General features: G+C 69.0%; 19 protein-coding genes and 2 pseudogenes. 10 read left to right on the forward strand and 11 right to left on the reverse strand.

The features are described 5' to 3' along the window. Positions 1 to 34 precede the first annotated feature (34 nt). Both ACFLIM_RS22570 and ACFLIM_RS22575 read right to left on the reverse strand, forming a co-directional pair. Positions 35 to 1,288 (reverse strand): cytochrome P450, encoded by a 1,254-nt coding sequence (locus ACFLIM_RS22570; RefSeq protein WP_393168427.1) that lies wholly within the window; start codon positions 1,286 to 1,288, stop codon positions 35 to 37. Positions 1,289 to 1,321: 33 nt separating this feature from the next. Next, the gene (locus tag ACFLIM_RS22575; protein ID WP_393168429.1) at positions 1,322 to 2,863 is read right to left on the reverse strand and encodes a GMC family oxidoreductase; all 1,542 of its coding nucleotides are present in this window, start codon (positions 2,861 to 2,863) and stop codon (positions 1,322 to 1,324) included. A gap of 196 nt (positions 2,864 to 3,059) precedes the next feature. Here ACFLIM_RS22575 and ACFLIM_RS22580 point away from each other — a divergent pair, with 196 nt between their 5' ends. Continuing rightward, positions 3,060 to 4,595, forward strand: coding sequence for a long-chain-fatty-acid--CoA ligase (locus tag ACFLIM_RS22580; RefSeq protein WP_393168431.1), 1,536 nt, complete (start codon positions 3,060 to 3,062; stop codon positions 4,593 to 4,595). A gap of 26 nt (positions 4,596 to 4,621) precedes the next feature. Here ACFLIM_RS22580 and ACFLIM_RS22585 read toward each other — a convergent pair whose 3' ends face one another. Continuing rightward, complete coding sequence (locus ACFLIM_RS22585; RefSeq protein ID WP_393168433.1) at positions 4,622 to 5,062, reverse strand: SgcJ/EcaC family oxidoreductase; 441 nt, start codon at positions 5,060 to 5,062, stop codon at positions 4,622 to 4,624. Between the two features lie 94 nt (positions 5,063 to 5,156). Here ACFLIM_RS22585 and ACFLIM_RS22590 point away from each other — a divergent pair, with 94 nt between their 5' ends. The 4 genes from ACFLIM_RS22590 to ACFLIM_RS22605 all read left to right on the forward strand — a co-directional run bounded on the left by ACFLIM_RS22590 (position 5,157) and on the right by ACFLIM_RS22605 (position 8,991). After that, the gene (locus ACFLIM_RS22590) at positions 5,157 to 5,606 is read left to right on the forward strand and encodes a MarR family winged helix-turn-helix transcriptional regulator (RefSeq protein ID WP_393168435.1); all 450 of its coding nucleotides are present in this window, start codon (positions 5,157 to 5,159) and stop codon (positions 5,604 to 5,606) included. A gap of 103 nt (positions 5,607 to 5,709) precedes the next feature. Further along, positions 5,710 to 6,654 (forward strand): phosphotransferase family protein, encoded by a 945-nt coding sequence (locus ACFLIM_RS22595; protein ID WP_393168437.1) that lies wholly within the window; start codon positions 5,710 to 5,712, stop codon positions 6,652 to 6,654. A gap of 74 nt (positions 6,655 to 6,728) precedes the next feature. Continuing rightward, a complete protein-coding gene (locus tag ACFLIM_RS22600) occupies positions 6,729 to 7,544 on the forward strand; it encodes an aminoglycoside phosphotransferase family protein (protein ID WP_393168439.1) in 816 nt (271 codons plus the stop codon). Positions 7,545 to 7,695: 151 nt separating this feature from the next. After that, on the forward strand, positions 7,696 to 8,991 hold the full coding sequence (locus tag ACFLIM_RS22605; RefSeq protein ID WP_393168440.1) for an extracellular catalytic domain type 1 short-chain-length polyhydroxyalkanoate depolymerase: 1,296 nt from the start codon (positions 7,696 to 7,698) through the stop codon (positions 8,989 to 8,991). A gap of 27 nt (positions 8,992 to 9,018) precedes the next feature. On the opposite strand, the pseudogene ACFLIM_RS22610 reads toward ACFLIM_RS22605, so the two are convergent. Next, positions 9,019 to 9,207 (reverse strand): annotated as a pseudogene (locus tag ACFLIM_RS22610) (zinc-binding dehydrogenase); the annotation flags it as partial. A gap of 84 nt (positions 9,208 to 9,291) precedes the next feature. On the opposite strand from ACFLIM_RS22610, the gene ACFLIM_RS22615 reads away from it, so the two are divergent. Together ACFLIM_RS22615 and ACFLIM_RS22620 are read left to right on the forward strand one after the other, a co-directional pair. Next, positions 9,292 to 9,423: a hypothetical protein gene (locus tag ACFLIM_RS22615; protein ID WP_393168442.1), complete on the forward strand. Its 132-nt coding sequence runs from the start codon at positions 9,292 to 9,294 to the stop codon at positions 9,421 to 9,423. Positions 9,424 to 9,942: 519 nt separating this feature from the next. After that, positions 9,943 to 10,092 (forward strand): annotated as a pseudogene (locus ACFLIM_RS22620) (methyltransferase domain-containing protein); the annotation flags it as partial. A 244-nt stretch (positions 10,093 to 10,336) separates the two neighbouring features. Here ACFLIM_RS22620 and ACFLIM_RS22625 read toward each other — a convergent pair. From ACFLIM_RS22625 to ACFLIM_RS22640, 4 genes are all read right to left on the reverse strand, one after another. Then, positions 10,337 to 11,596: a class I SAM-dependent methyltransferase gene (locus ACFLIM_RS22625; RefSeq protein WP_393168443.1), complete on the reverse strand. Its 1,260-nt coding sequence runs from the start codon at positions 11,594 to 11,596 to the stop codon at positions 10,337 to 10,339. A 6-nt stretch (positions 11,597 to 11,602) separates the two neighbouring features. After that, positions 11,603 to 12,952, reverse strand: a complete 1,350-nt coding sequence (locus ACFLIM_RS22630; RefSeq protein WP_393168659.1) for an FAD-binding oxidoreductase — start codon at positions 12,950 to 12,952, stop codon at positions 11,603 to 11,605. Between the two features lie 205 nt (positions 12,953 to 13,157). Continuing rightward, positions 13,158 to 14,141, reverse strand: a complete 984-nt coding sequence (locus ACFLIM_RS22635; protein ID WP_393168445.1) for an NAD(P)-dependent oxidoreductase — start codon at positions 14,139 to 14,141, stop codon at positions 13,158 to 13,160. Further along, positions 14,138 to 15,673 (reverse strand): serine/threonine-protein kinase, encoded by a 1,536-nt coding sequence (locus ACFLIM_RS22640; RefSeq protein WP_393168447.1) that lies wholly within the window; start codon positions 15,671 to 15,673, stop codon positions 14,138 to 14,140. Before ACFLIM_RS22640 ends, ACFLIM_RS22635 begins: the two co-directional genes overlap by 4 nt. 119 nt (positions 15,674 to 15,792) lie before the next feature. Between ACFLIM_RS22640 and ACFLIM_RS22645 the strand changes: the two genes are divergently transcribed. After that, positions 15,793 to 16,914, forward strand: coding sequence for a CaiB/BaiF CoA transferase family protein (locus tag ACFLIM_RS22645; RefSeq protein WP_393168449.1), 1,122 nt, complete (start codon positions 15,793 to 15,795; stop codon positions 16,912 to 16,914). Here the strand turns inward: ACFLIM_RS22645 and ACFLIM_RS22650 are convergent. After that, complete coding sequence (locus ACFLIM_RS22650) at positions 16,841 to 18,106, reverse strand: FAD-dependent monooxygenase (protein WP_393168450.1); 1,266 nt, start codon at positions 18,104 to 18,106, stop codon at positions 16,841 to 16,843. The genes ACFLIM_RS22645 and ACFLIM_RS22650 overlap by 74 nt on opposite strands. Before the next feature lie 78 nt (positions 18,107 to 18,184). Between ACFLIM_RS22650 and ACFLIM_RS22655 the strand changes: the two genes are divergently transcribed. Then, entirely contained in the window at positions 18,185 to 18,706 is a 522-nt protein-coding gene (locus ACFLIM_RS22655) for a TetR/AcrR family transcriptional regulator (protein WP_393168452.1), read from the forward strand. Here the strand turns inward: ACFLIM_RS22655 and ACFLIM_RS22660 are convergent. Continuing rightward, entirely contained in the window at positions 18,703 to 19,155 is a 453-nt protein-coding gene (locus ACFLIM_RS22660) for a GyrI-like domain-containing protein (RefSeq protein WP_393168453.1), read from the reverse strand. The genes ACFLIM_RS22655 and ACFLIM_RS22660 overlap by 4 nt on opposite strands. A gap of 98 nt (positions 19,156 to 19,253) precedes the next feature. On the opposite strand from ACFLIM_RS22660, the gene ACFLIM_RS22665 reads away from it, so the two are divergent. Then, the gene (locus tag ACFLIM_RS22665; RefSeq protein WP_393168455.1) at positions 19,254 to 20,693 is read left to right on the forward strand and encodes a GuaB1 family IMP dehydrogenase-related protein; all 1,440 of its coding nucleotides are present in this window, start codon (positions 19,254 to 19,256) and stop codon (positions 20,691 to 20,693) included. A gap of 3 nt (positions 20,694 to 20,696) precedes the next feature. Here the strand turns inward: ACFLIM_RS22665 and ACFLIM_RS22670 are convergent, their stop codons facing one another. Beyond that, positions 20,697 to 21,452, reverse strand: a complete 756-nt coding sequence (locus ACFLIM_RS22670; RefSeq protein ID WP_393168456.1) for an SDR family NAD(P)-dependent oxidoreductase — start codon at positions 21,450 to 21,452, stop codon at positions 20,697 to 20,699. Positions 21,453 to 21,488 lie beyond the last annotated feature (36 nt).

Genomic DNA, 21,488 nt, shown 5'->3' on the forward strand with positions numbered 1-21,488 from the left:
GGGATGGACGCGTACGCGCCGCTGGCGGTGTGGGTCAGAACGCGTAGCGCAGGTGCTTGACGCCGTTGATGAAGTTGGACAGCAGGAAGTCGGGCTCGCCCACGGCCCTGATGTCCGGCAGCCGGGTGAACAACTCGCGGTACATCACGGTCATCTCCCTGCGTGCCAGGTGGGCGCCCAGGCAGTAGTGCGGTCCCGGGCCGCCGAAGCCGACATGCGGGTTGGGGTCGCGGGTGATGTCGAACATGTCCGGGTCGGTGAAGACGGCCTCGTCGCGGTTGGCCGAGTTGTAGAAGAGCAACACCTTGTCACCCTTCTGGTACGCGGTGCCGTTCAGCTCATGATCCCGCGTGAGCGTGCGGCGGAACTGGATCACCGGCGTGGCGTACCGGACGATCTCATCGCAGGCCGTGACGATGTGCCGGTCGAAGTCGCCCAGCAGCAGCTCCCGCTGGTCCGGGTGGTCGGTGAAGAGCTTGAGCCCGTACGCGACCGCGTTGCGGGTGGTCTCGCTGCCCGCCACCACCAGCAGGATGAAGAACGAGCCCAGCTCCTGTGAGGTGAGCCGTTCGTCGCCGTTGACCAGCAGGCTCACCAGGTCGCCCGTGGGCCGCTTGCGGCGCTCGTCGCCGAGGCGGGCGGCCAGCCGGTTGAGCGAGAACCCGGCGCGCAGCAGCTTGGCCAGGCCGCGGGCGACGTTGACGCGGCTGAAGTTCGGGTCGATGCCGGTGTACTCGGGGTCGGCGTTGCCGAGGATGACGTTGGTCCGCCGCAACACCATGTCATGAAATTTCGGCGGAATCCCCATCATGTCGCAGATGACCCGTACGGGGAGTCTTGCGGCGACCTGGGCCACGAAGTCGCCCGGCCCCTCCTCGATCGCCCGATCCACGATCTCCGCCGTCGCCGTGGCCAGGTCCTCCTCCATCTTCGCCAAGATGCGCGGCGTGAACGCCCTGGAGACGATCCGCCGTAACCTGGCGTGCCGCGGATCGTCCATGTTGATCATGGAGCCGAAGTAGACGCTCAGCCAGCGTGGCATGTCGGGGATGCTGTTGGAGCACGGCTCGCTGCTGAACACGGCCGCGTTCCTGCTGGCCTCGGTCACGTCGGCGTGGCGGACGAGGGCGTAGAAGCCGGGACCGCCCCCGACGAACGGCACCGTCTGCTCCGGCACGAACACCGGGCGCTCCAGCCGGCGCAGCTTACGGAAGGCCTCCATGCGCTCGGCCTGCGGCAATCCCCAGAATGGGATCTGCGACAGGTCCAGGTCCGTGGACAGCGTCATACCATCCAAGCCTTCTGCAAGTGCCCACTTACGTCAAGAGCTCCCGATCAGATCGGCCCCCTTCTCGCCGATCATGATGGCGGGGGCGTGGGTGTGGCCGCGGTTCAGCGTCGGCATGATCGACACGTCCACGACTCGGAGCCCTTCGACGCCGCGTACCCGTAACGCCGGATCCACCACCGAGGCGTCGTCGACGCCCATGCGACAGGTGCCCGCCGGGTGGTAGAGGGTCTCGCCGCGCTCGCGTATCCACTGGGCGAGCTCGTCGTCGCTCTCCGGCGCCCAGTACGGCGCCATCGGCCCGCCCGCGTACGGCTTCATCGCGGCCGTCGCGAACACCTGCTTGGCCGTCTTCAGCCCCGCGACCAGCCGCTTGACGTCGCCTTCCGCGGCCAGGTAGCCGGGGTCGATGACCACGTCCCTGCCGCTGAGCCCGATCCTGCCCCGGCTCTCCGGCTGCAGCAGCACGACCCCGACGGTGAGCCCGTGACCCGTCGGCGGGGTGAGCCCGTGGTCGATGAACGGGCCTGGAGCGAAGATCAGCTCGACGTCCGGCGCGGGCTCCTCGGCCGAGGTCCTGATGAACGCGACCGCCTCGCCCACGTTCGTGGTGAGCATGCCGGAGCGCAGGACGATGTAGCGCAGCAGGTTCCCGATCGACTCGGCCTTGGTCAGCGTCACCGGTTGCTTGCACTCGACGTACACGCCGGTCGAGAGATGGTCCTGGAGGTTCTTGCCGACCTCGGGCAGCTCGTGCACGATCGCGATCCCCGCGTCGCGCAGCTCGCCGGGCGCGCCCACGCCGGAGCGCATGAGCAGGTACGGCGACCCGATCGCTCCGGCGGACAGGATGACCTCGCGCCTGGCCCTGACCTGCGCGCCCCCGCTGTGCTCGATCCCCGTCGCGCGCCTGCCCTCGAATGTCACCCGGTCCACGGTCGCCCCGGTGATCACCTCGAGGTTGGGCCTGGCCTTGGCCGGGCGCAGGTAGGCGTCGGCCGAGCTCCACCTGCGGCCACGGCTCTGCGTGACGGGGGTGGGGCTGCAGCCCTCGTTGGAGCGCCCGTTCAGCTCGCCGAGCCGGGCGAAGCCGAGTTCCTCGCAGGCCCTGAGGAACGCGGCGGTGGTGACGTTGGGGCTGCGCAACTCGGAGATGTAGAGCGGGCCCGAGGTGCCGTAGACGCCGTCCTGGTTGCTGCCGACGCGGTTCTCGGCCCTGGTGAAGTACGGCAGGACCTCATCGTACGACCAGCCGGGGATGCCCCACTGGTCGTAGTCCCGCTGGCCGCCGCGTACCCACATCTGGGCGTTGAGCGAGGACGAGCCGCCGATCACGCGGCCCCTAGGCCAGTAGAGCTCGCGGCCGGACATCTCGCTCTGCTTGGCCGTGGCGTAGTTCCAGTCGTAGTCCGTTTTGAACAGCTTGGCGAAGCCCGCCGGCATGCGGATCTCGAGCTTGTCGTCCTGCCCGCCCGCCTCCACCAGTGCCACCGAGACCCCCGGATCGGCCGAGAGCCTGTTGGCCAGTACACACCCCGCGGATCCGGCCCCGACGATCACGTAGTCGTACTCCATGACCCCTCCAAGGGGTGAGTAAATTTGCTACTTGCTTACTCCAGGCCCGCGAGCGCGTCCATATCCACTTGTAACCTTTGTTACCTACTGTGGGCCGCGTTCAGCGGACCACAGCAGGGTGCGGATTTTGCCCCTACCGGTCGGTATGGACTCCTGCGAGGATGGCGCCGAAGCCCGCTCAGAGGAGGAAGGCGTCATGCTCAATCTGTCGATCGTCCTGGAGGACAGCGCCAGGAACACCCCCGACGGCACCGCCATCGTCTTCGGCGACATGCGGCTGCCGTACTCCATGATCGACACAGTAGCCAACCAGGTGGCGAACTTGCTGGTGACGCGCGGCATCGGCAAGGGAGACAAGGTCGCGCTGGCGTGCCCGAACCTGCCGTACTTCCCGTTCGTCTACTTCGGCATCCTCAAGGCCGGCGCGACGGTGGTGCCGCTCAACGTGCTGCTGCAGTCGCGGGAGATCGCGTACCACCTCGACGACAGCGACGCCAAGGCGCTGTTCTGCTTCGAGGGCACGCCGGAGCTGCCGCTGGGCGAGCGCGGCAAGGCGGGGTTCGAGGCGGCGCCGGGCTGCGAGCACTTCTTCGTGCTCCCCGCCACCCCCTTAGCCACGGAGTCGGAGTACGGCGAGTCGATCTGGGCCGCCCTCGGCGGGATGGCGAGCGAGTTCGAGACCGTGCAGACGGCGCCCGACGACACCGCGGTGATCCTCTACACCTCGGGCACCACCGGCCAGCCCAAGGGAGCCGAGCTCAGCCACCAGAACATGCTGGTGAACGCCATGGTCAGCGACAAGATGTTCCCCCGTTCCGACGGCGGGGACACGTACCTCGCGGTGCTGCCGCTGTTCCACTCCTTCGGCCAGACCGTCGTCATGAACACGGGTTTCCTGCGCGGCGCCACCGTCGTCCTGGTGCCGCGCTTCGACCCGGCCCAGGCGCTCTCGCTCATGGTCGCGGAGAACGTGACGTTCTTCGCCGGGGTGCCCACGATGTACTGGGGCCTGCTCACCAAGCTCCACGCGGAGGGCGCGGAGGTGCCCCGCTCCCTGCGCGTGGCCGTGGCGGGCGGGGCGTCGTCGCCGGTCGAGGTGCTCAAGGGCTTCGAGCAGACGTTCGGGATCGGCATCCTGGAGGGGTACGGGCTGTCGGAGACGTCGCCGGTGGCCAGCTTCAACCAGCTCGGCCGCCCCACCAAGCCCGGCACGATCGGCACCCCGATCTGGGGCGTGGAGATGAAGCTGATCGACGGCGACTGGAAGGCCATCGAGGGCGAGGGCCCCGGCGAGATCGCCATCCGCGGCCACAACATCATGAAGGGCTACTACGGGCGTTCTGAGGCGACGGCGGAGGTCATGCGGGACGGCTGGTTCCGCACGGGCGACATCGCGACGCGCGACGCGGACGGCTACTACTCCATCGTCGACCGGGCCAAGGACATGATCATCCGCGGCGGGTTCAACGTCTATCCGCGCGAGCTCGAAGAGGTCCTCATGACCCACGAGGCCGTGTCACTGGCGGCCGTGGTGGGGATCGCGCACGAGTCGCACGGGGAGGAGATCAAGGCGTACATCATCCGTACGCCCGGCTCGACGGTCACGGAGGACGAGCTGATCGCCTGGTCCAAGGACAACATGGCGGCCTACAAGTACCCCCGGGTCATCGAGTTCCGCGACTCCCTGCCGATGACGGCCACGGGCAAGATCCTCAAGCGCGAGCTCCGGTAACCGGCCCGGTTTCCCCGCGCCTTTCGTCATCGGCGCGGGGCACTGGCCGGGACGAACCTGAACGAGATCGCCTCCATCAGCGGCTTGCGCCGGGTGTTGTGGAAGGACGCGATGCGCCACCCGCCGTCGGCCTCGCGGACCAGCGTGTACGTCTGCACTTTCGACAATCGGCTCGGCCGCTTCTTCGCCACGTCTCCCCTGCCGATAACCACGGCGGCGTCGGGACCGTAGCAGCGGATCTCCACGATCTCGTTGTACATCCTGGTGCCCTTGAGCACCGCGTCGAACAGGGCCTGGTGGCCGGCGGCGAGGTCAGCGCGGCCTCGGTAGACGGTGCCGACGAAGGTCGTGTAGCTGGCGTCGGCCGTGAAGCAGGCGCCGTAGGCCTCGCCGTCGCCCCGGTTCCAGGAGTCCTCTAACTCGGCGAACAGGGTGTTGATGGCCTGTTCCGTCTCAGTGCTGATCATTTCCGCTCCCTCTGGTAGCTTGTCATTGCGCAGCGTCTGCATTGAGTATTTATCTGCTTAATTGCAGATATCAGATTAAGGAAGGGGAGTTGGGATGTCAACCGATCCGAGTGCGATCTTCCGGCGTTACCTGGGCGCGATGGTGCTCAACAGCCTGGCCGCCGCCGAGGCCGCCGGGCTCAACGCCACCGACTACTACGCGCTCAACCTGCTCGACCTCACCGGGCCGCTCACCTCCGGCGAGCTGGCCGTACAGACCGGGTTGACCACCGGCGCCACCACGCGCCTCATCGATCGCCTGGAGAAAGGCGGATATGTACGGCGAGTGCCGGACCCCGCCGACCGGCGCAAGGTGATCGTCGAGTCCGCCGGGAACCCGGAAGGGCTCGACGAGGTGCTGGCCGGGACCAGGGACCGGCTGGCGAAGGTGTTCCAGGGGTATTCGGAGGCTGAGCTGGCCACGTTGTTCGACTATTTCGAGCGCGCCGCGACGGCCTACCGCACCGCCACCGACGAACTCGTCGCCGCCGCCAGGAACACGTGATGCTGGGTGGGCGATCTCCGATCATGTCGTCACCGATGTGCTGCAGGCCGTGGAGGTGTTAATCCGGGTGAAGCCGGCCGTCGAGGGCCGATAGCGTGATCCGATGCGAGATCGGCCGGATGGGTTCGACGAAGGGCTGCTGCGACCCGCGCTGAGCGAGTGGGGGATCGACGCCGTCACGCTCGACTACGCGCGGGTCGGGTTCGGCGACTACCACTGGATCGCGGGCGACGGGGGTGGGCGGCGGTGGTTCGTCACGGTCGCCGACGTGCGGCGGAAGGCGTTCAACGGGCTCCGGCTGGCCTTGGACACGGCGGCGACCCTGCGCGAGGAGGCGAGGCTGGACTTCGTCGTGGCGCCGCTGCGCGCTTTCGACGGAACGACGCTCCGGAGGCTCGACCGCCACCGTTACGCCATGAGCGTCTTTCCGTTCGAGGACGGGGTCGCCGGGCATTTCGGCCAGGAGCAGCCGGCACACGACCGCGGCCTGATCATCGACCTGCTGGCCGCGCTGCACGCCACACCGCCTCCGTACACGACTCCCCGGCGCCCGCTGGAGCTCTCGGGACGGGCCGCGCTGGAGCAGGCCCTCCAGGAGTCGGACCTCCCCTGGCTGGGCGGGCCGTTCGCCGAGCCCGCCAGGGAGCTGATCTCGGCCCACGCGGGGATGCTGCGGCGCAGGCTGGGCGAGTTCGACGAGATGGCCGGGAAGGCGGGCGAGCCCGTCCTGACCCACGGCGAGCCGCATCCGGGCAACCTGCTGCGGGTGGGCGAGCGGCTGCTGCTGATCGACTGGGACACGGTCGGCTTGGCCGTGCCCGAGCGCGACCTGTGGCTGGTCGCCAGGGAGCCCGACGACCTCGCCAGGTACGCCGACGCCACCGGCCGTACCCCCGACCCTGCCGCTCTGGCGCTCTATCGGTTGCGGTGGGCTCTTGATGACGTGACGGAGTTCGTGCAGTGGTTCCGGTCACCGCATGGGCGTACACCGGATGCCGAGCAGAGCTGGGATGCCCTGGCCGGCACTCTCGAAGAGCTGGCTGATTGATCGGGCGGCGCGATCTTGGCATTATCCTCGACCATTGCCAGGCGAGGTGACGGCACGGCAGAAGGGCGGGGCGCGTGACGGTCCGGCAGTCGAGCACGCACGAGATCGACCTCCGCGACGAAATCGTGATCAAGCGGTACCGGTCGTGGGACAGGCTCGAACCGCAGTGCGAATGGGCCGCGCTCAACCTGCTGGCCGAGCACGCCCCCGGCCTCGCCCCCCTCCCCATCACGGCCGACCTCGACGCCACCCCGCCCACCGTGGTCATGAGCCGCCTGCCCGGCGTCCCGCTGCGCGGCCGGCAGGCCGGCCCCGAGGTGGTCGGCGCGCTGGCCGCCGCCCTCACGCGCCTCCACCACAGCGTGCCCATCGGGGAGTCGCTCCAGGTCGCCGCGTGGAATCCGGCCGCGGCGCTGGCACACGTACGCGCCTGGGCCGGCAAGAAGCCCGACCTCGGCGACGATCCCCGCGTCGCACGAGCCGTCGCCGACGGGACCGCCTGGCTGGCCGGCCAGGCGCTCGACCGGCTGGTCGCCGACCCGCTCCCGCCCGTGCTCGGGCAGGCCGACGGCAACCTCGCCAACTACCTGTGGGACGCCGGCACCGGCCAGGTGCACATCCTCGACTGGGAGGACTCCGGCCGCGCCGACCGCGCCTTCGAACTGGCCGAGGTGGGCGAGCACATCTCCCACGTCGACGGCCACCTCGACAGCGACCTGCTGCTGGCCCAGCTCGATCTGACGCCGGTGGAAGCCGCTCGCGTACGGGAGTTCCGGCGGCTGATCGCGCTCGGCTGGCTCCTCATGCTCGGCCCGAACGGGCCCACCGCCCACCGCAACCCGCCCGGCGCCCTGGAACGCCAGGCCGAACGGGTGCTGAAGCTTCTCTAGCAGAAACTTTCATGCGCCCGAGCGCCTTACCGCTTCCTAGTCCCAGCTCAATCATCATCCCTCGAACGGCATACACCAGGCACATTGCCAGGACGAAAGTTTCTGTCCACACTCGCAATGTTTCAGCCTGATGTCTGGCGAGAGGAACGCAATGAACCTGAAAGCCCGGATAGCAGGCGCCGTGATCGCCGCGGCCACGTTGGTCGTCGCGGGCCTGATCAGGGCGCCACCAGCCGCGTCGGCGCAACTGACCGAGGTGACAGGCTTCGGCACGAACCCCACCAACCTCCGCATGCACCTGTACGTCCCCGACGGCGTCGCGGCACGCCCCGCCGTCCTGGTGGCGGTGCACTACTGCACCGGGTCCGGCCCCGCGTTCTACTCCGGGACGGAGTTCGCCTCGCTGGCCGACCGGTACAAGTTCGTGGTCATCTATCCCTCCGCGACCAGGAGCGGCTCCTGCTTCGACGTCTCCTCGCCGCAGGCCCTGCGGCACGACGGCGGCAGCGACCCGGTGGGCATCATCTCCATGGTCAGGTACGTCCAGCAACGCTACAACGCCGACCCGGACCGTACGTACGTGACCGGGGCCTCGTCCGGCGGCATGATGACCAACGTCCTGCTGGGCGACTACCCCGACGTGTTCAAGGCGGGAGCGGCATTCATGGGCGTGCCGTTCGGCTGCTTCGCCACCACCGACGGCTCCAGCTGGAACAGCGCCTGCGCCAACGGCCAGATCACCAAGACGCCGCAGCAGTGGGGCGACCTGGTACGCGCGGCCTACCCCGGATACAGCGGCGCCCGGCCGCGCATGCAGGTGTGGCACGGCACCGAGGACACCACACTGCGCTACCCGAACTTCCAGGAGGAGATCAAGCAGTGGACCAACGTCCACGGACTGAGCCAGACGCCCAGCCTCACCGACCGGCCCCAGTCCAACTGGACCAGGACGCGGTACGGAAGCACCGGCACCACCGCCCCCGTCGAGGCCATCAGCATCCAGGGCGTGGGACACAGCCTTCCGATGGGCGGGATGGCCGCCGCCGTCATCGACTTCTTCGGCCTGTCGTCAGGAGGCGGCGGTGGCACGACCACACCGACTCCCCCGACGTCACCGACTCCGCCGACCGGCGCGTGCGGGGTCACGTACACCATGAACACCTGGAACACGGGCTTCACGGCCGCCGTGACGATCACCAACACGAGCGCCACCCAGGTCTCCTCGTGGGCCCTGGCCTTCGCGCTGCCCAGCGGTCAGACGGTCACGTCCGCCTGGAACGCCACGGTCTCTCCGGCCAGCGGCCAGGTCACGGCCAGGAACGTCACCTACAACGCCACCATCGCACCTGGCGCGTCCGCCTCGTTCGGATTCCAGGCCGCCCACAACGGGAACACCGCCAAACCCGCCGCCTTCACCCTCAACGGAACCGCCTGCACCGCTGGCTGACCCGTACGACGTGTTTCCGCGAACGCCGCCCACATCCAGCGCCCGATGCGCCTTGGCGATGTCGGCGAGCGGGAACACCGTGTCCACGACCGGCCTGACCCTCCCGCTCTCCACGTAACGGTTCAGGTCGGCGATGAGCCGGTGGGTGGGGTTCCCGCTGAAGAACCTCACCCACCGCGCACCGCCGCCCCCGCTTGACCTGCACCAGTTGCACAGCGTGTCCGTCGGCTAACCGCTTGCTCGTATGCGGGTCGTAGCCTTACGGTCACCCTAAGCTGTTTGAGAGGCAAAGGAGAGCACGTGGGCAGGCACGCGAAGCCCCATAGTCCCAAGGATCAGCCAGCTGAGCCCCAGGAAGGGGCCGACCAGGAAGAAAACCACGCCAGCCGCGGCAAGCACGCCGCCGCCGTCGCGGCGAAGGACGAGAAGTAACGGGTGGTCCGGGGGCGACACCCACGTCGCCCCTGATCCCCTCGGTTCGCTCCAGGCCTGGTTTGACGGGAAAGCGCGGCCGGCTGTCGTCGTCGGGGACGCACGCACCGTCGAGGTCAGCCAGTAATCTGACGAACACTTCGCAGCAAGTCATTCACCAGCTGAAGACCTGCTTGATCAGGCCGGAAAGCATGTGGCGACGGCCCGTCTGGCGATGGAGTCGGATGCGATCGGCGCCTATCAGTTGTTGTACGACGCGGCACGTAAGTCGTTGTGTGCTGACTGAACGGCGCAGCCGAGCGCTGCACAAGCTGTTGGTGCAGAAGTCGGGGTTCCCGGTCTCAAACTGCCTCGACGGCCGTTGCCGATGCGCCAGACTGTTGTGTGCGGCCATCGCACTGTACTCCTTCGGTCTCGACTAGGCCCTCGAAGGATCCTGCGATGGCCGTCACCATTCCCGCCGTCACGTCTGTGACGAAGTGAGATACCGCGCCCTCGGCGACACCAGCCGCCAGCGTGATGCCACTGTTGATCCACCCCAACCTGGTCGTCGGGGACGGCGCGGATGGGTGCGCGGAACGGGCGCCGTTCGACCGGGTGCATGTCACCTGTGGCATCCGCGTCGTCCCGTACTCGTGGATCGAGCAATCCCGGCCCGGCGCCGTGATCGTCTTGCCGTACTGTCCCGGGTTCGGCACCAACCACGCCCTGCGGCTCGTGGTCATGCCGGACAGGACCGCGCACGGCCGCTTCCCTGGCTTCGCCTCGTACATGATCATGCGATCCCAGCGAAGGCCGGCTGACCGACCGGCGCGCGGCCCCGAGGACAAGCACCACCTCCGAAGCCCTTTGGCCCGGGCTCCCGTTGCCCACACTGCAATCGGGCAACGGGAGCGGTTGCCGTATTACCCGGTCAGGGCCAGTCGAGGGAGGGGCGGAGTTGAACGCCTGAGTGGCCGCTCTCGTCCAGTTTTACGCCCAGGACCTGGTGGAGTTGGACCTTGTTGCGTTCGAAGCCCACTATGCAGCCTGCCATGTAAAGGGCCCACACCCGCGCCGTGCCCATGCCGACCTCCTGGACCGCGGCCTCCCAGTTCGCGTCCAGGTTGTCGCACCAGTAGCGGAGGGTCTGCGCGTAGTGTTCGCGGAGGTTCTCCTCGTGGCGGATTTCGAAGCCCAGGTCCTCCATTTGCCGGACCAGCCAGCCCACCGACTCCAGCTCCCCGTCCGGGAAAACGTACCGGTTGATGAAGCCGCCCTTGTTGAACGTCTTCTCCTTGCCGGTCGGCCGGGTGATGCAGTGGTTGAGGATCCGGCCTTCCGGCTTCAGCTTGCCGTACAGGAACTCGAAATAGGAGGGCACGTTCGCCTTTCCTATGTGCTCCGTCAGGCCGATCGAGCTGACCGCGTCGAAGCCGGTTTCCGGGACGTCTCGGTAGTCCATGAAGCGGACTTCCGCCAGGTCCTCCAGGCCCGCCTCCGCGATGGCCCGCTGAGCCCATTCGGCCTGCTGCTGGCTCAGGGTCACCCCGAGCGCCTTGACGCCGTAGTGCTTGGCGGCGTGCATGACCATGCCGCCCCAGCCGCAGCCCACGTCGAGCAGGCGCATCCCGGGCTTCAGGTCGAGCTTGCGGGCCACCAGGTCGAACTTGGCGTACTGGGCCTCCTCCAGCGTCGAATCCTGAGACGGGAAGACCGCGCACGTGTACGCCATCGAAGGCCCGAGGACCCACTCGTAGAAGCGGTTGGAGACGTCGTAGTGGTGGTGGATGGCCTCCGCGTCACGCTGCTTGGCGTGGCGGGAGCCGAGCCGGGCCAGAGCGCTCTGCCGCATCTCCTGCGGGGGCGGCGGCACGCGCATCAGCAGGGGTTTGACGCCCAGCGAGCGGACGGCGGCCAGCTTCTCTGACGTTGTCAGGTCGTTGGTGGTGATGTTCCACATGCGGTCGAGCAATGCGTACATGTCGCCGTGCACATCGATGTGGCCGGAGATGTACGCCCTGGCCAGGCCCAGTTCGCCCGGTGCCTGGGCCAGGTAGGCGACCGCGATCGGGGACTTGACCTCGATGGCCAGGTCGGCACCGTCCGGTCCTGCCTTGCTGCCGTCGTAGGCCATGAACGCGATGTTCGCGTCCGTGCCGACGATCTTCTCAAAGATGGTTGCCAGCGCCATCTGCTCTCACCTTCCCCGTACACACTTTTCGTACAGGTCCAGCAGGCGACCGTTCGGGTCGTATTCCCGCTTGACCGGCCAATAAGCATCGCCGTTGTACAGCTGCCAGAACTGCTCACGGGCGTAGAAGGAGGTCGAGTAGAGCGACTTGTGGCCGTCCAGCTCGTGCACCGAGTTCTCGATGAGCTGGTTGTAGTAACCGTCGAACTGACCCCGTGGCAGCGGCACCATTCCCCAGAAACCGAAGTTGACGTAGAGCTTGCCGGGCTCCAGCGGGTAGATCGGCCAGCGGGAGGAGGCCCGCAGCGGGCACATCCACACCGGGGTCATGCCCACCTTGTCATGGAAGAACGCCAGGAACTCGGCCCCTCGTTCGACCGGAGTCTCCACGTCCTGGATGACCGACTCCTGCACCGGCTGGTCGCGCCACCTGTCGATGCGGGCGGTCAGGCCGTATTTCCGGTCGAGCGACACCAGGCGGCGGTAGACGTCGGAGCGCATCCAGCGGCGCGGCATCAGCGAGCGGACCACCGGCTGCTGTACGCCGAAGGCGCGCGAGCACCAGAACCAGTCGGTGTCCCAGCGCCACAGGTAGTCGCGGATCGTCAGCCAGTCGCGGTTGCGCTGCGTGATCGACTGGTAGTAGATCCGCATCCCGGTGTAGTCGGACACGTAGGGGGCCCGCTCGGCGAAGCGGCCGATCGTGATGTACATCTCCCCCGGGTGGAAGAAGACGCCGTCCACGAAGTCGACGTTCTCGCCGTCGTGCACCATGTTGTCGCAGATCTCCTGCATGGCCAGCATGCACTTGTCCGCGTCCGTGAACTTGACGTGCGTGAGATGCACGTACGGCTGCACCTTGCGCAGCTTGATCCTGATGCGCAGCGCGTAGCCGAGCGTGCCGTAGGAGTTGGGGAACGCGCGGAACAGGTCGCGGTGCTCGTTGTCGTCGCGGGCCACGACGACGCGCCCGTCACCGGTGAGGATCTCGAGCTCCTCGACCGACTCGTGCGGCAGGCCGTCCCTGAAGCTGGTGGACTCGATGCCGAGCCCCGTCACGGCCCCGCCCAGCGTGATGGTCTTGAGCTGCGGCACCACGTACGGCATGAGCCCGTGCCGTAGCGTGGCGTCCACCAGGTGCTCGTACGTGGTCATGCCCTGGACCTCGGCCGTCATGGTCTCCGGGTCGACGCTGATGACCTCGTCGAGATCCCTGGCCGAGAGCTTGGCCGTCCGGCCCGGGTCGCGGAACCTGAACAGGTTGGACGTGGACTTGGCCAGCCGGGGCGCGGCGCCACCCGGGATCTCGGCGTACGACTGCCGGATCTGCTCTACTGCCCGTCGGTGTGTCGACATCGTCGTCGTCACGGCCCCTCCTTCGTCGGGGCCGCGACGACAAAGTCGTGCTGCGTTTGATTTGTTCGCTCGCTACGCTCGTTCACGAAGCACCCCCCTTTGAGCTGGCAGAGATCGTCCGTAAGACGGTATCTCCCGCGAGCGACTCGGAACAGACCGGGGTCGTTAAAGACACGAAAACTCTTCATCGTGCCAGGTGAAACACCTACGTGGTAGGCGATTGAGTAAACTTCCTGTAGATCGTCGATGATACGCCGTTGAGCACGCCGTCCACCTCGCGGCCGTCGACGGCCGCGGCGAGGTTGTCCAGCGTGGCCGTGAGCAGGCGGCTGGTGGCCTCGGGTGTGACGCCCGCGACGTGCGGGGACAGCAGGACGTTCGGGAGCTCGCGCAGCGGGTCGTCAGAAGGCAGGGGCTCCACCTCGAACACGTCCAGCGCCGCCCCGCCCAGGCGTCCCGCACGCAACGCGTCCACCAGCGCCCGCTGGTCCACGACGCCGCCTCTGGCCGCGTTCACGAGCAGCGCGCCCTCCTTCATCCCGCGGGGGTCGACGAGGGCGCGGGTCTCGTCCGACAGGGCGATCACCACGACCACGACGTCGCTCGACGACACGAGCGAGTCGAGGTCCTCGAAGCCGGGGTCCTTCCGGGGCGTGCGGGTCCAGTAGGACACGTGGCAGCCCAGGGCGCGGAACATCTCCGCGCAGGTGACGCCGATCGGGCCGTACCCGACGACACCCACGCGCCGGCCGCGCAACTCGTGCGGCTGCAGGCCCTGCTGGGGCCATTCGCCGGCGCGTACGGCGGCGTCGGCGGCGGCGAGCTTGCGCGACAACGACAAGGTGGCGGCCAGGCACCACTCCGAGACCGCGACGGCGCTGACCCCGGGCGTGTTGGCCAGCGGCACCCCGGCCGCGGCCAGGGCGTCCAGGTCGTGGCCGTCCACGCCCACGGAGGGCTGCTGCACGAACGACAGCCGGGGCGCCGCCCTGACGGCCTCGGCGTCCAGCGCGAGCGTGCCCGTCCAGTCGCCGAGCACGATCTCCGCCTCCGGCAGCGCGGCCAGCAGCGCCTCCCTGTCGCGGGCCGCGGGCACGCGCACCTCCACGCGGTCGCCGAGCGGGGCCAGCAGGCGGCGCATCAGCTCCTCGGGGAGCGGGGGCAGGGCGAGCAGGTTCCAGGGGCTCATGCCCCCACAGTAAAGCTGCTGATCACCTGCCGCATAAGCCCCCTGTTACGCAGCCACTGAGCCTCGGTGACCGTCCAGGACACGATGTAGGCGGTGTCGCCGATCGTCAGCGCCCGGCGTACCTCGTGGTAGCGCGTGCCCGGCGTGGCCCAGCGCGGGTCGGCGCCCGCGCCCGCGGTCCAGGAGAACTCCCACTCCACGGCCTTGACGCCCTGGTGCACGGCCGTCCTGCGGCCGCGGTTCACGACGTCCTGGGCGGTGCTCTTGAGGGCCTCCTCCGAGTCGCGCAGGGCCTGGTTCGGGTCGCTGTTGGAGTAGATGGCCTCGACGCCGAGATGGGCGTTCCCGTCCCTGCGGGTCCACTCGGTGTACGCCTCGGCGAGCGCGCCCTTCCAGCCGGTCGGCCGCATGATCGACCAGCCGTCCCGCGACTTCCACACCCGTGCGGCCGGGACGATCCTGGTCGCGCTGGGCGTCGGGGTGGGCGTGGCGCTCGGCGCCGGCGTGGTGGGTGGCGTGAGCGGGCTGGTCGCGGCGGCCGGCTGGGTGATGGCCTTCGGGGTGCCCTCGGCCGGCGACGCGAGCCGGAAGTAGGCGATCGCGCCACCCGCCACCACCACCAGCACCGCCGCCGCGCCCGCCGCCAGCAGGGCCCGGCCGCGGCCGCCGCTCCGCTTCCGCTCGGGCACGTCCCGGTCCGCGTGCGCGGGCCTGCTGGCGGCGATGGCCGCGAGCAGCCGGTCGGCCTCCTCGGCGGCCACGCGGTCCTCCGGCTCCTTGCGCAGCAGGCCGCGCAGGACCGGGTGCATGATCGGCGGGATCCTGCGGTAGTCCGGCTCCTCGCTGAGCAGCGCGTTGAGCGTCGCCATGGGGTCGCCCCGTTCGAACGGCGAGCGCCCCACCATGCAGGCGTACAGCGTGGCGCCCAGCGACCACAGGTCGGAGGCCGGTCCCGCCTCGGCGGCACGCACCCGTTCCGGGGCCAGGAAGCTCGGCGAGCCGGTGACCATGCCGGTCTTGGTGAGCGACGCGTCGCCCTCGGCCGTGGCGATGCCGAAGTCGGTGAGCACGGCCCGGCCGTCGTCGGCCAGCAGGATGTTGCTGGGTTTGACGTCCCGGTGCAGGATCCCCGCCTGGTGGGCCGCATTCAGCGCGGACAGCACCTGCCGGCCCACGTCCGCCGCCTGCCGCACCGGCAGGGCGCCCGTGGTGAGCACGACCTCCTCGACCGAGGGATGGCGCAGCAGCTCCATCACGATCCACGGGCGGCCGCCCTCCTCGACCACGTCGTAGACGGCGACGACGGACGGATGGTTCAGCTTGGCCGCCATGCGGGCCTCGCGCGCGGTACGCAGGAGCTGGCGTTCCTGGTCGCCCGGCGACAACCCGTCGGGCAGCAGCACTTCCTTGATGGCGACCTGCCGGTTGAGCAGTGTGTCGCCGCCTTCCCAGACCACGCCCATGCCCCCGCGACCCAGCTCGCGCAATAACTGGTAGCGCCCTGCGATGAGCCGGTTGCTATCCGAAACCATGTCCAACCCCTGTAGACCACCCGAACATAGTGGGCAAGTTTCCCATACCTCCCACGCCTTCGCCGGGAGGTCGGGGCTGCGGCTTGCGATAGATCACCGAATGTTGTTCTACTGTGGAGATGCCTGAACTTCGCAGAGGTCCGCTGGCCGGGGTGCGCGTGCTGGAGCTCGCGGGGCTCGCCCCCGGGCCGTTCGCGGGGATGATGCTGGCCGACCATGGTGCCGACGTGCTGCGGGTCGATCGGGTCAAGGCCGTTTCCGACCGGCCGCGTACGGATGTCATGGATCGCGGCAAGCGCACGATCGGGCTGGATCTGAAGGCTCCCGAGGGCGTGGCGGCGTTCAAGGAGCTGGTCCGGCACGCCGACGTGGTGATCGAGGTGTTCCGGCCGGGCGTGGCGGAACGGCTCGGGATCGGCCCCGATGATCTGCACGCGGTGAACGAGCGGCTGGTCTACGGGCGGATGACCGGGTGGGGCCAGGACGGGCCGCTCGCCTCCACCGCCGGGCACGACATCGACTACATCGCCGTCTCCGGCATCCTGTCGATGCTCGGCAGGGACGGGGATCAGCCGACGCCGCCGATCAACATCCTCGGCGACTTCGCCGGTGGCGGGCTCATGCTCGCGTACGGGGTGCTGCTGGCCCTGTTCGAGCGGGAGCGGACCGGGAAGGGGCGGGTGATCGACGCGGCCATGGTGGACGGGGCGGCGATCCTGTTCTCGATGTTCTACCAGGCCGTGCAGAGCGGTCACTGGGGACCTCGGGGGACGAACCTGCTGGACACCGGGGCGCCGCAGTACGACACCTACGAGACCGCCGACGGCGAGTACGTGGCGGTGGGAGCGCTGGAGCCGCAGTTCTGGGACGCCATGGTGAGCCTGATGGGGCTGACCGGCCTGCCCGACAGGAACGACAGGGCCCAGTGGCCGGCGTTGAAGGCCCGGCTGGCCGAGGAGTTCAGGAGCAGGACGCGGGCCGAATGGGAGGCGCTGTTCGAGGGCTCTGACGCGTGTGTGTCGCCCGTGTTGTCCATGTCCGAGGCCGCCTCCCATCCGCACAACGCCGCCCGCGGCTCCTTCGTCCAGGTCGGCGGCGTCACCCAGCCCGTGCCCGCGCCGCGCCTGCTCGGCGTCGCCGAGCCCGATCTCTCCCCGGCGACCCGGCTCACCGACCTCTCGGGCTGGGGGCTTTCTCAGGAGGAAGCGGAGAAGCTGCGCGGTCAAGGGGTGCTCGCATGAGCGAGTAGTCCTTCAGCGCGATCGAGTCGTGCAGGCGCACACCCTTGCTGCCGATCTTGGTCGCGGCCTTGGTGAGCGCGGCGGGCAGGTGGTTGATCAGCCTGACACCTTGGGTGAGCGCCCACAGGTCGAACCGGCTGCCGGGCACGATGCGCTTGGCCGCGCCGATGGCGAACGTACGGCTGCGGCGTACGTACTCGCCTATCTCGGACTCGTAGGACGGGAAGGCGCGCGTGTGGTCGCCGCCGTAGGTGGCGAGCTCCCCCGCCAGGATGTACGCCCCCACGACCGCGAGGCTCGTGCTGCCCCCGACGGCGGGACCCGGGCAGTAACCGGCGTCGCCCACCAGCGTCACCCGGCCCTTCGACCAGGTGTCCAGGCGGAGCTGCGTGATCGAGTCGAAGTAGAACGCGGGCGTGCGGTCCAGCTCCGCCAGCAGCCTCGGCACCTCCCAGCCCATACCGGCGAAGCGCTCGCGCAGCAGCTCCTTCTGCCTGGCCACGTCCCGGTGGTGGTAGTCGAGCTGCTCCGGCGTCCTGAACAGGAACACCGCCCGCGCGTCGTCCATATGCACCGCCCCGTAGCCGGCCATCCTGCCCACCCCCGCGATGGCCTCCATGCGGCCGTCGAGACCCGGGTAGTTGGGCATCGAGAAGACGGCCAGGTAGGCGCCGATCCACGTGGTGAAGTCGGACTCGGGGCCGAAGACCAGGCGGCGCACGTTGGAGTGCAGGCCGTCGGCGCCGACCACCAGGTCGAACTCCGCCGCCCTGCCGCTGTCGAACGTCACCTCGCCACCGTCGGAGATCGAGGCGATGGAGTCGCCGAAGACGTAGTCCACGTCGTGGCGGGTGGCGTCGTAGAAGATCTCGCTCAGGTCGTCACGCATGATCTCGACGTGCCGGTCGGAGACGGCGGTCATGACCCGGCGCAGCTCCAGCTCCAGGGGCCTTTCCCGGCCCTCCCTGCGCATCGTGAGCCACTCTATGCCGGTCTTCTTCGCCTGGACCTGCTCCAGCACGCCCATCTGCTCGACGATGTCCATCGCCGGCCTGAACAGGTCGATCGCGTGGCCGCCCGTCTTGCGCAGCGCCGGGGCCTGTTCCACGACGGTGACGGTGAAGCCGTACCTGGTGAGCCAGTACGCGAGAGCCGGGCCCGCGACGCTCGCCCCCGAGATGAGGATCCGCATGACCGCTCCTTACTTAACGGAAGGTAAGTAGGAGGCTAGCACCTTACTTAACGATAGGTAAGGGATATTCTTGGGGCCATGCCCAGTGACACCAAGTCCCGCATCCAGGCGGTGGCCCGCGAGCTGTTCGTCGAGCAGGGCGTGCGGAACACCAGCCTGCGCCAGATCGCCGATCGGCTGGGCATCACCAAGCCCGCGCTCTACTACCACTTCGCCTCGCGCGACGACCTCGTACGCAGCATCGTGCAGCCGCTGGTGGAGGACATGGAGCGGTTCGCCGCCACACGGGAGCCGGGCGACCCCCTGAGGCTGCTCGACGACTACTTCGAGCTGATCTGGCGGCACCGCGAGGTGATCGTCATGATGGTGCGGGAGCTGCACACGCTGGACGTGCTCGACCTGGGCGCGCGCATGTTCGACTGGCGGCGTCAGGTGATCACCCTGCTGCTCGGGCCCGAGCTCACGCGGGCGCAGCACATCAGGGCGACGGTCGCGCTCGGCGGGATGTCCGACTGCGCGGTGGAATACGCCGGCCTGCCGATCGACGAGGTCAAGCCGACGGCCGTCGAAGCGGCGGCCGCCGCGCTCGGACTCCCTTAGACGCCGATGTAGAGGTCCGCGCCGTCCGGGTGGTGCACCTCGAGATCCGTCGTGAACGCCCGCGACGGCGTGCCGCCCGACTCGGTGTGCTTCCACACCTGCTGCCACGCCTCGACGAGGGCCTGCGGCATCGGGCCGCGGGCCTCCAGCTTCAGCGACGGGGCGGCCGGCACGCGTACGGCCACCATCCCCTCGGGCAGCCGCGGCACGGTCCGCACGCCGATGCCGACGATCTGCGTGTAGGCCCCGTTGTGGTCGCTCTCGTAGTCGGTCAGCACGGCGTAGAGGTTCTCGTCGGCGCGTCCCGGCACGTGCGCGAAAGCCCCCGGCGCGCCCGCCCGCTGCCACAGCGTGGGCAGCTTGGCCCGCGCCGGATCCAGCTCGTCGGCATTAGTGGTGCGTACGGCGAAGCCGACCACGACCAGCTCGGCCCGATCAGTGACATCCACAGGCCCTCCCCTCCCCCAAAAGTGTCCCGGCCGATCATAAGCCCCCACGAAAGGGGAAAACTCAAGGATGAACCTGTCACCACATAAGATGGATGAACGTGAAATTTCTTAATGACCTCGAGCCTCACCACGATTTGACCTATAGCGACGTGTTCATGGTGCCGTCGCGGTCCTCGATCGGTTCCCGGCTCGCAGTCGACCTTTCCACGCACGACGGCACGGGCACCACCATTCCCATCGTCGTTGCCAACATGACCGCGGTCGCGGGCCGTCGCATGGCCGAGACCGTGGCGCGGCGGGGTGGCATCACCGTGATCCCGCAGGACATACCGCTGGACGTCATCTCGAACGTCGTCGACTGGGTCAAGAAACGCGATCTCGTACACGACACGCCCCTGACTCTCACCTCGCACGACACCGTCGGCGAGGCGCTGCGGCTGCTGCCCAAGCGGGCGCACGGCGCGGTCATCGTGGTGGACTGGGACAACCGGCCCGTCGGCGTCGTGACCGAGGCCGACTGCGAGGGCGTGGACATGTTCACCCAGCTCTCGCAGGTCATGTCGAGCGAGCTGCTCACGCTGCCGGCCGGGCTCGGGCCCCGTGGCGCGTTCGAGCGGCTGCACGAGGGCCGGCACCGGCTGGCGCCCATCGTGGACGCGAGCGGGCGGCTGGTGGGCATCCTCACCCGCACGGGCGCCCTGCGCGCCACCCTCTACCAGCCCGCGGTCGACGCCCAGGGCCGGTTGCGCGTCGCGGCGGCGGTCGGCGTGAACGGCGACGTGGCCGCCAAGGCCAAGGAGTTGCTGGAGACCGGGATCGACTGCCTGGTCGTGGACACCGCGCACGGGCACCAGGAGAAGATGGTCGCCGCCCTGCGCACGGTCAAGGCGCTCGACCCCGGCGTGCCCGTCGCGGCGGGCAACGTGGTCACGACGGCCGGCGTGCGCGATCTGGCGAACGCCGGGGCCGACATCCTCAAGGTCGGGGTGGGGCCCGGCGCCATGTGCACGACGCGGATGATGACCGGGGTGGGGCGGCCGCAGTTCTCGGCCGTGCTGGAGTGCTCCGCCGAGGCCCGGCGGCTGGGGCGGCACGTGTGGGCCGACGGCGGCGTCCGGCACCCGCGCGACGTGGCGCTGGCGCTGGCCGCGGGGGCCGCCAATGTGATGATCGGGTCCTGGTTCGCCGGGACGTACGAGTCTCCCGGCGACACCCGCACCGACGCCAACGGGCGCAAGTACAAGGAGAACTTCGGCATGGCCTCGGCGCGGGCCGTGCGGCTCAGGGCGGCCGAGGACTCGGCGTTCGAGCGGGCCAGGAAGGCGCTGTTCGAGGAGGGGATCTCGACGTCCAGGATGTACCTGGATCCGAAGCGGCCGAGCGTGGAGGACCAGATCGACGCGATCGTGGCGGGGTTGCGGTCCGCGTGCACGTACGCGGGGGCGTCGAACCTGGAGGAGTTCCACGCGCAGGCGGTCGTGGGGATCCAGAGCTCGTCCGGGTACGCCGAGGGCATGCCGTTGCACCAGAGCTGGTGATCCCTAGGTACGGCGCCAGCCGCCCGCCGCGTTGATGCCGCCGTCCACGTGCACCGTCGTCCCCGTGACGAACCTGGCAAGGTCGCCGGCCAGGAACACGGCCGCCCCCGCCGCGTCCCCCGGGTCGCCGAGGTGGCCGAGCGGCGGGACGCGTACCGGGTCGTAGGGCAGGGGGCGGGCCAGCATGCGCTCCCGCACGCCCGCCTCGCCCTCGGTGCGCAGGGCGTCGGGCGCGATCGCGTTCACCCTGATGCCCCTGGGGGCCAGCTCCAGCGCCAGGGACTTCGTCAGGCTCTCCAGCCCGGCCTTCATCGCCGCGTACACCGCGAACCCCGGCGCGGCCTGGTGCGCCTCGCTGGAGGTCACGTTGATGATCGACGCGCCCGCGGGCATCATCGGCAGCAGGCGCCGGATCATGCCGGTGACCTGCGTGAAGTTCTCCTCGATCAGGATCTGCTCGCCGCGGGCCGACGTGTCCGCGAACGCGGCGTGGAAGGTGCCGCCCGCGTTGTTGACCAGCACGTCGACGCGGCCCCAGCGCTCGCGTACGGCCTGGACGAACACCTCCACCGCCACGTGATCGCGCACGTCGAGCGTCATCGCCAGCTCCGCGTGCGGCTTGTCGCGGTCGCAGACGGCGACGTGGGCTCCGAACGCGGCGAACGCCTCGGCGATCGCCAGCCCGATGCCCCTGGCCGCCCCGGTGACGACGGCCACGCGCCCGGTGAGCAGGATCGCATCGGGAGAAAGGACGGCCATGAACGATGACGATATCCCGACCGCATAGAGTCGTCG

Origin of the sequence: Nonomuraea marmarensis (genome assembly GCF_043197025.1) — a bacterium.
GTDB lineage: Bacteria > Actinomycetota > Actinomycetes > Streptosporangiales > Streptosporangiaceae > Nonomuraea > Nonomuraea marmarensis.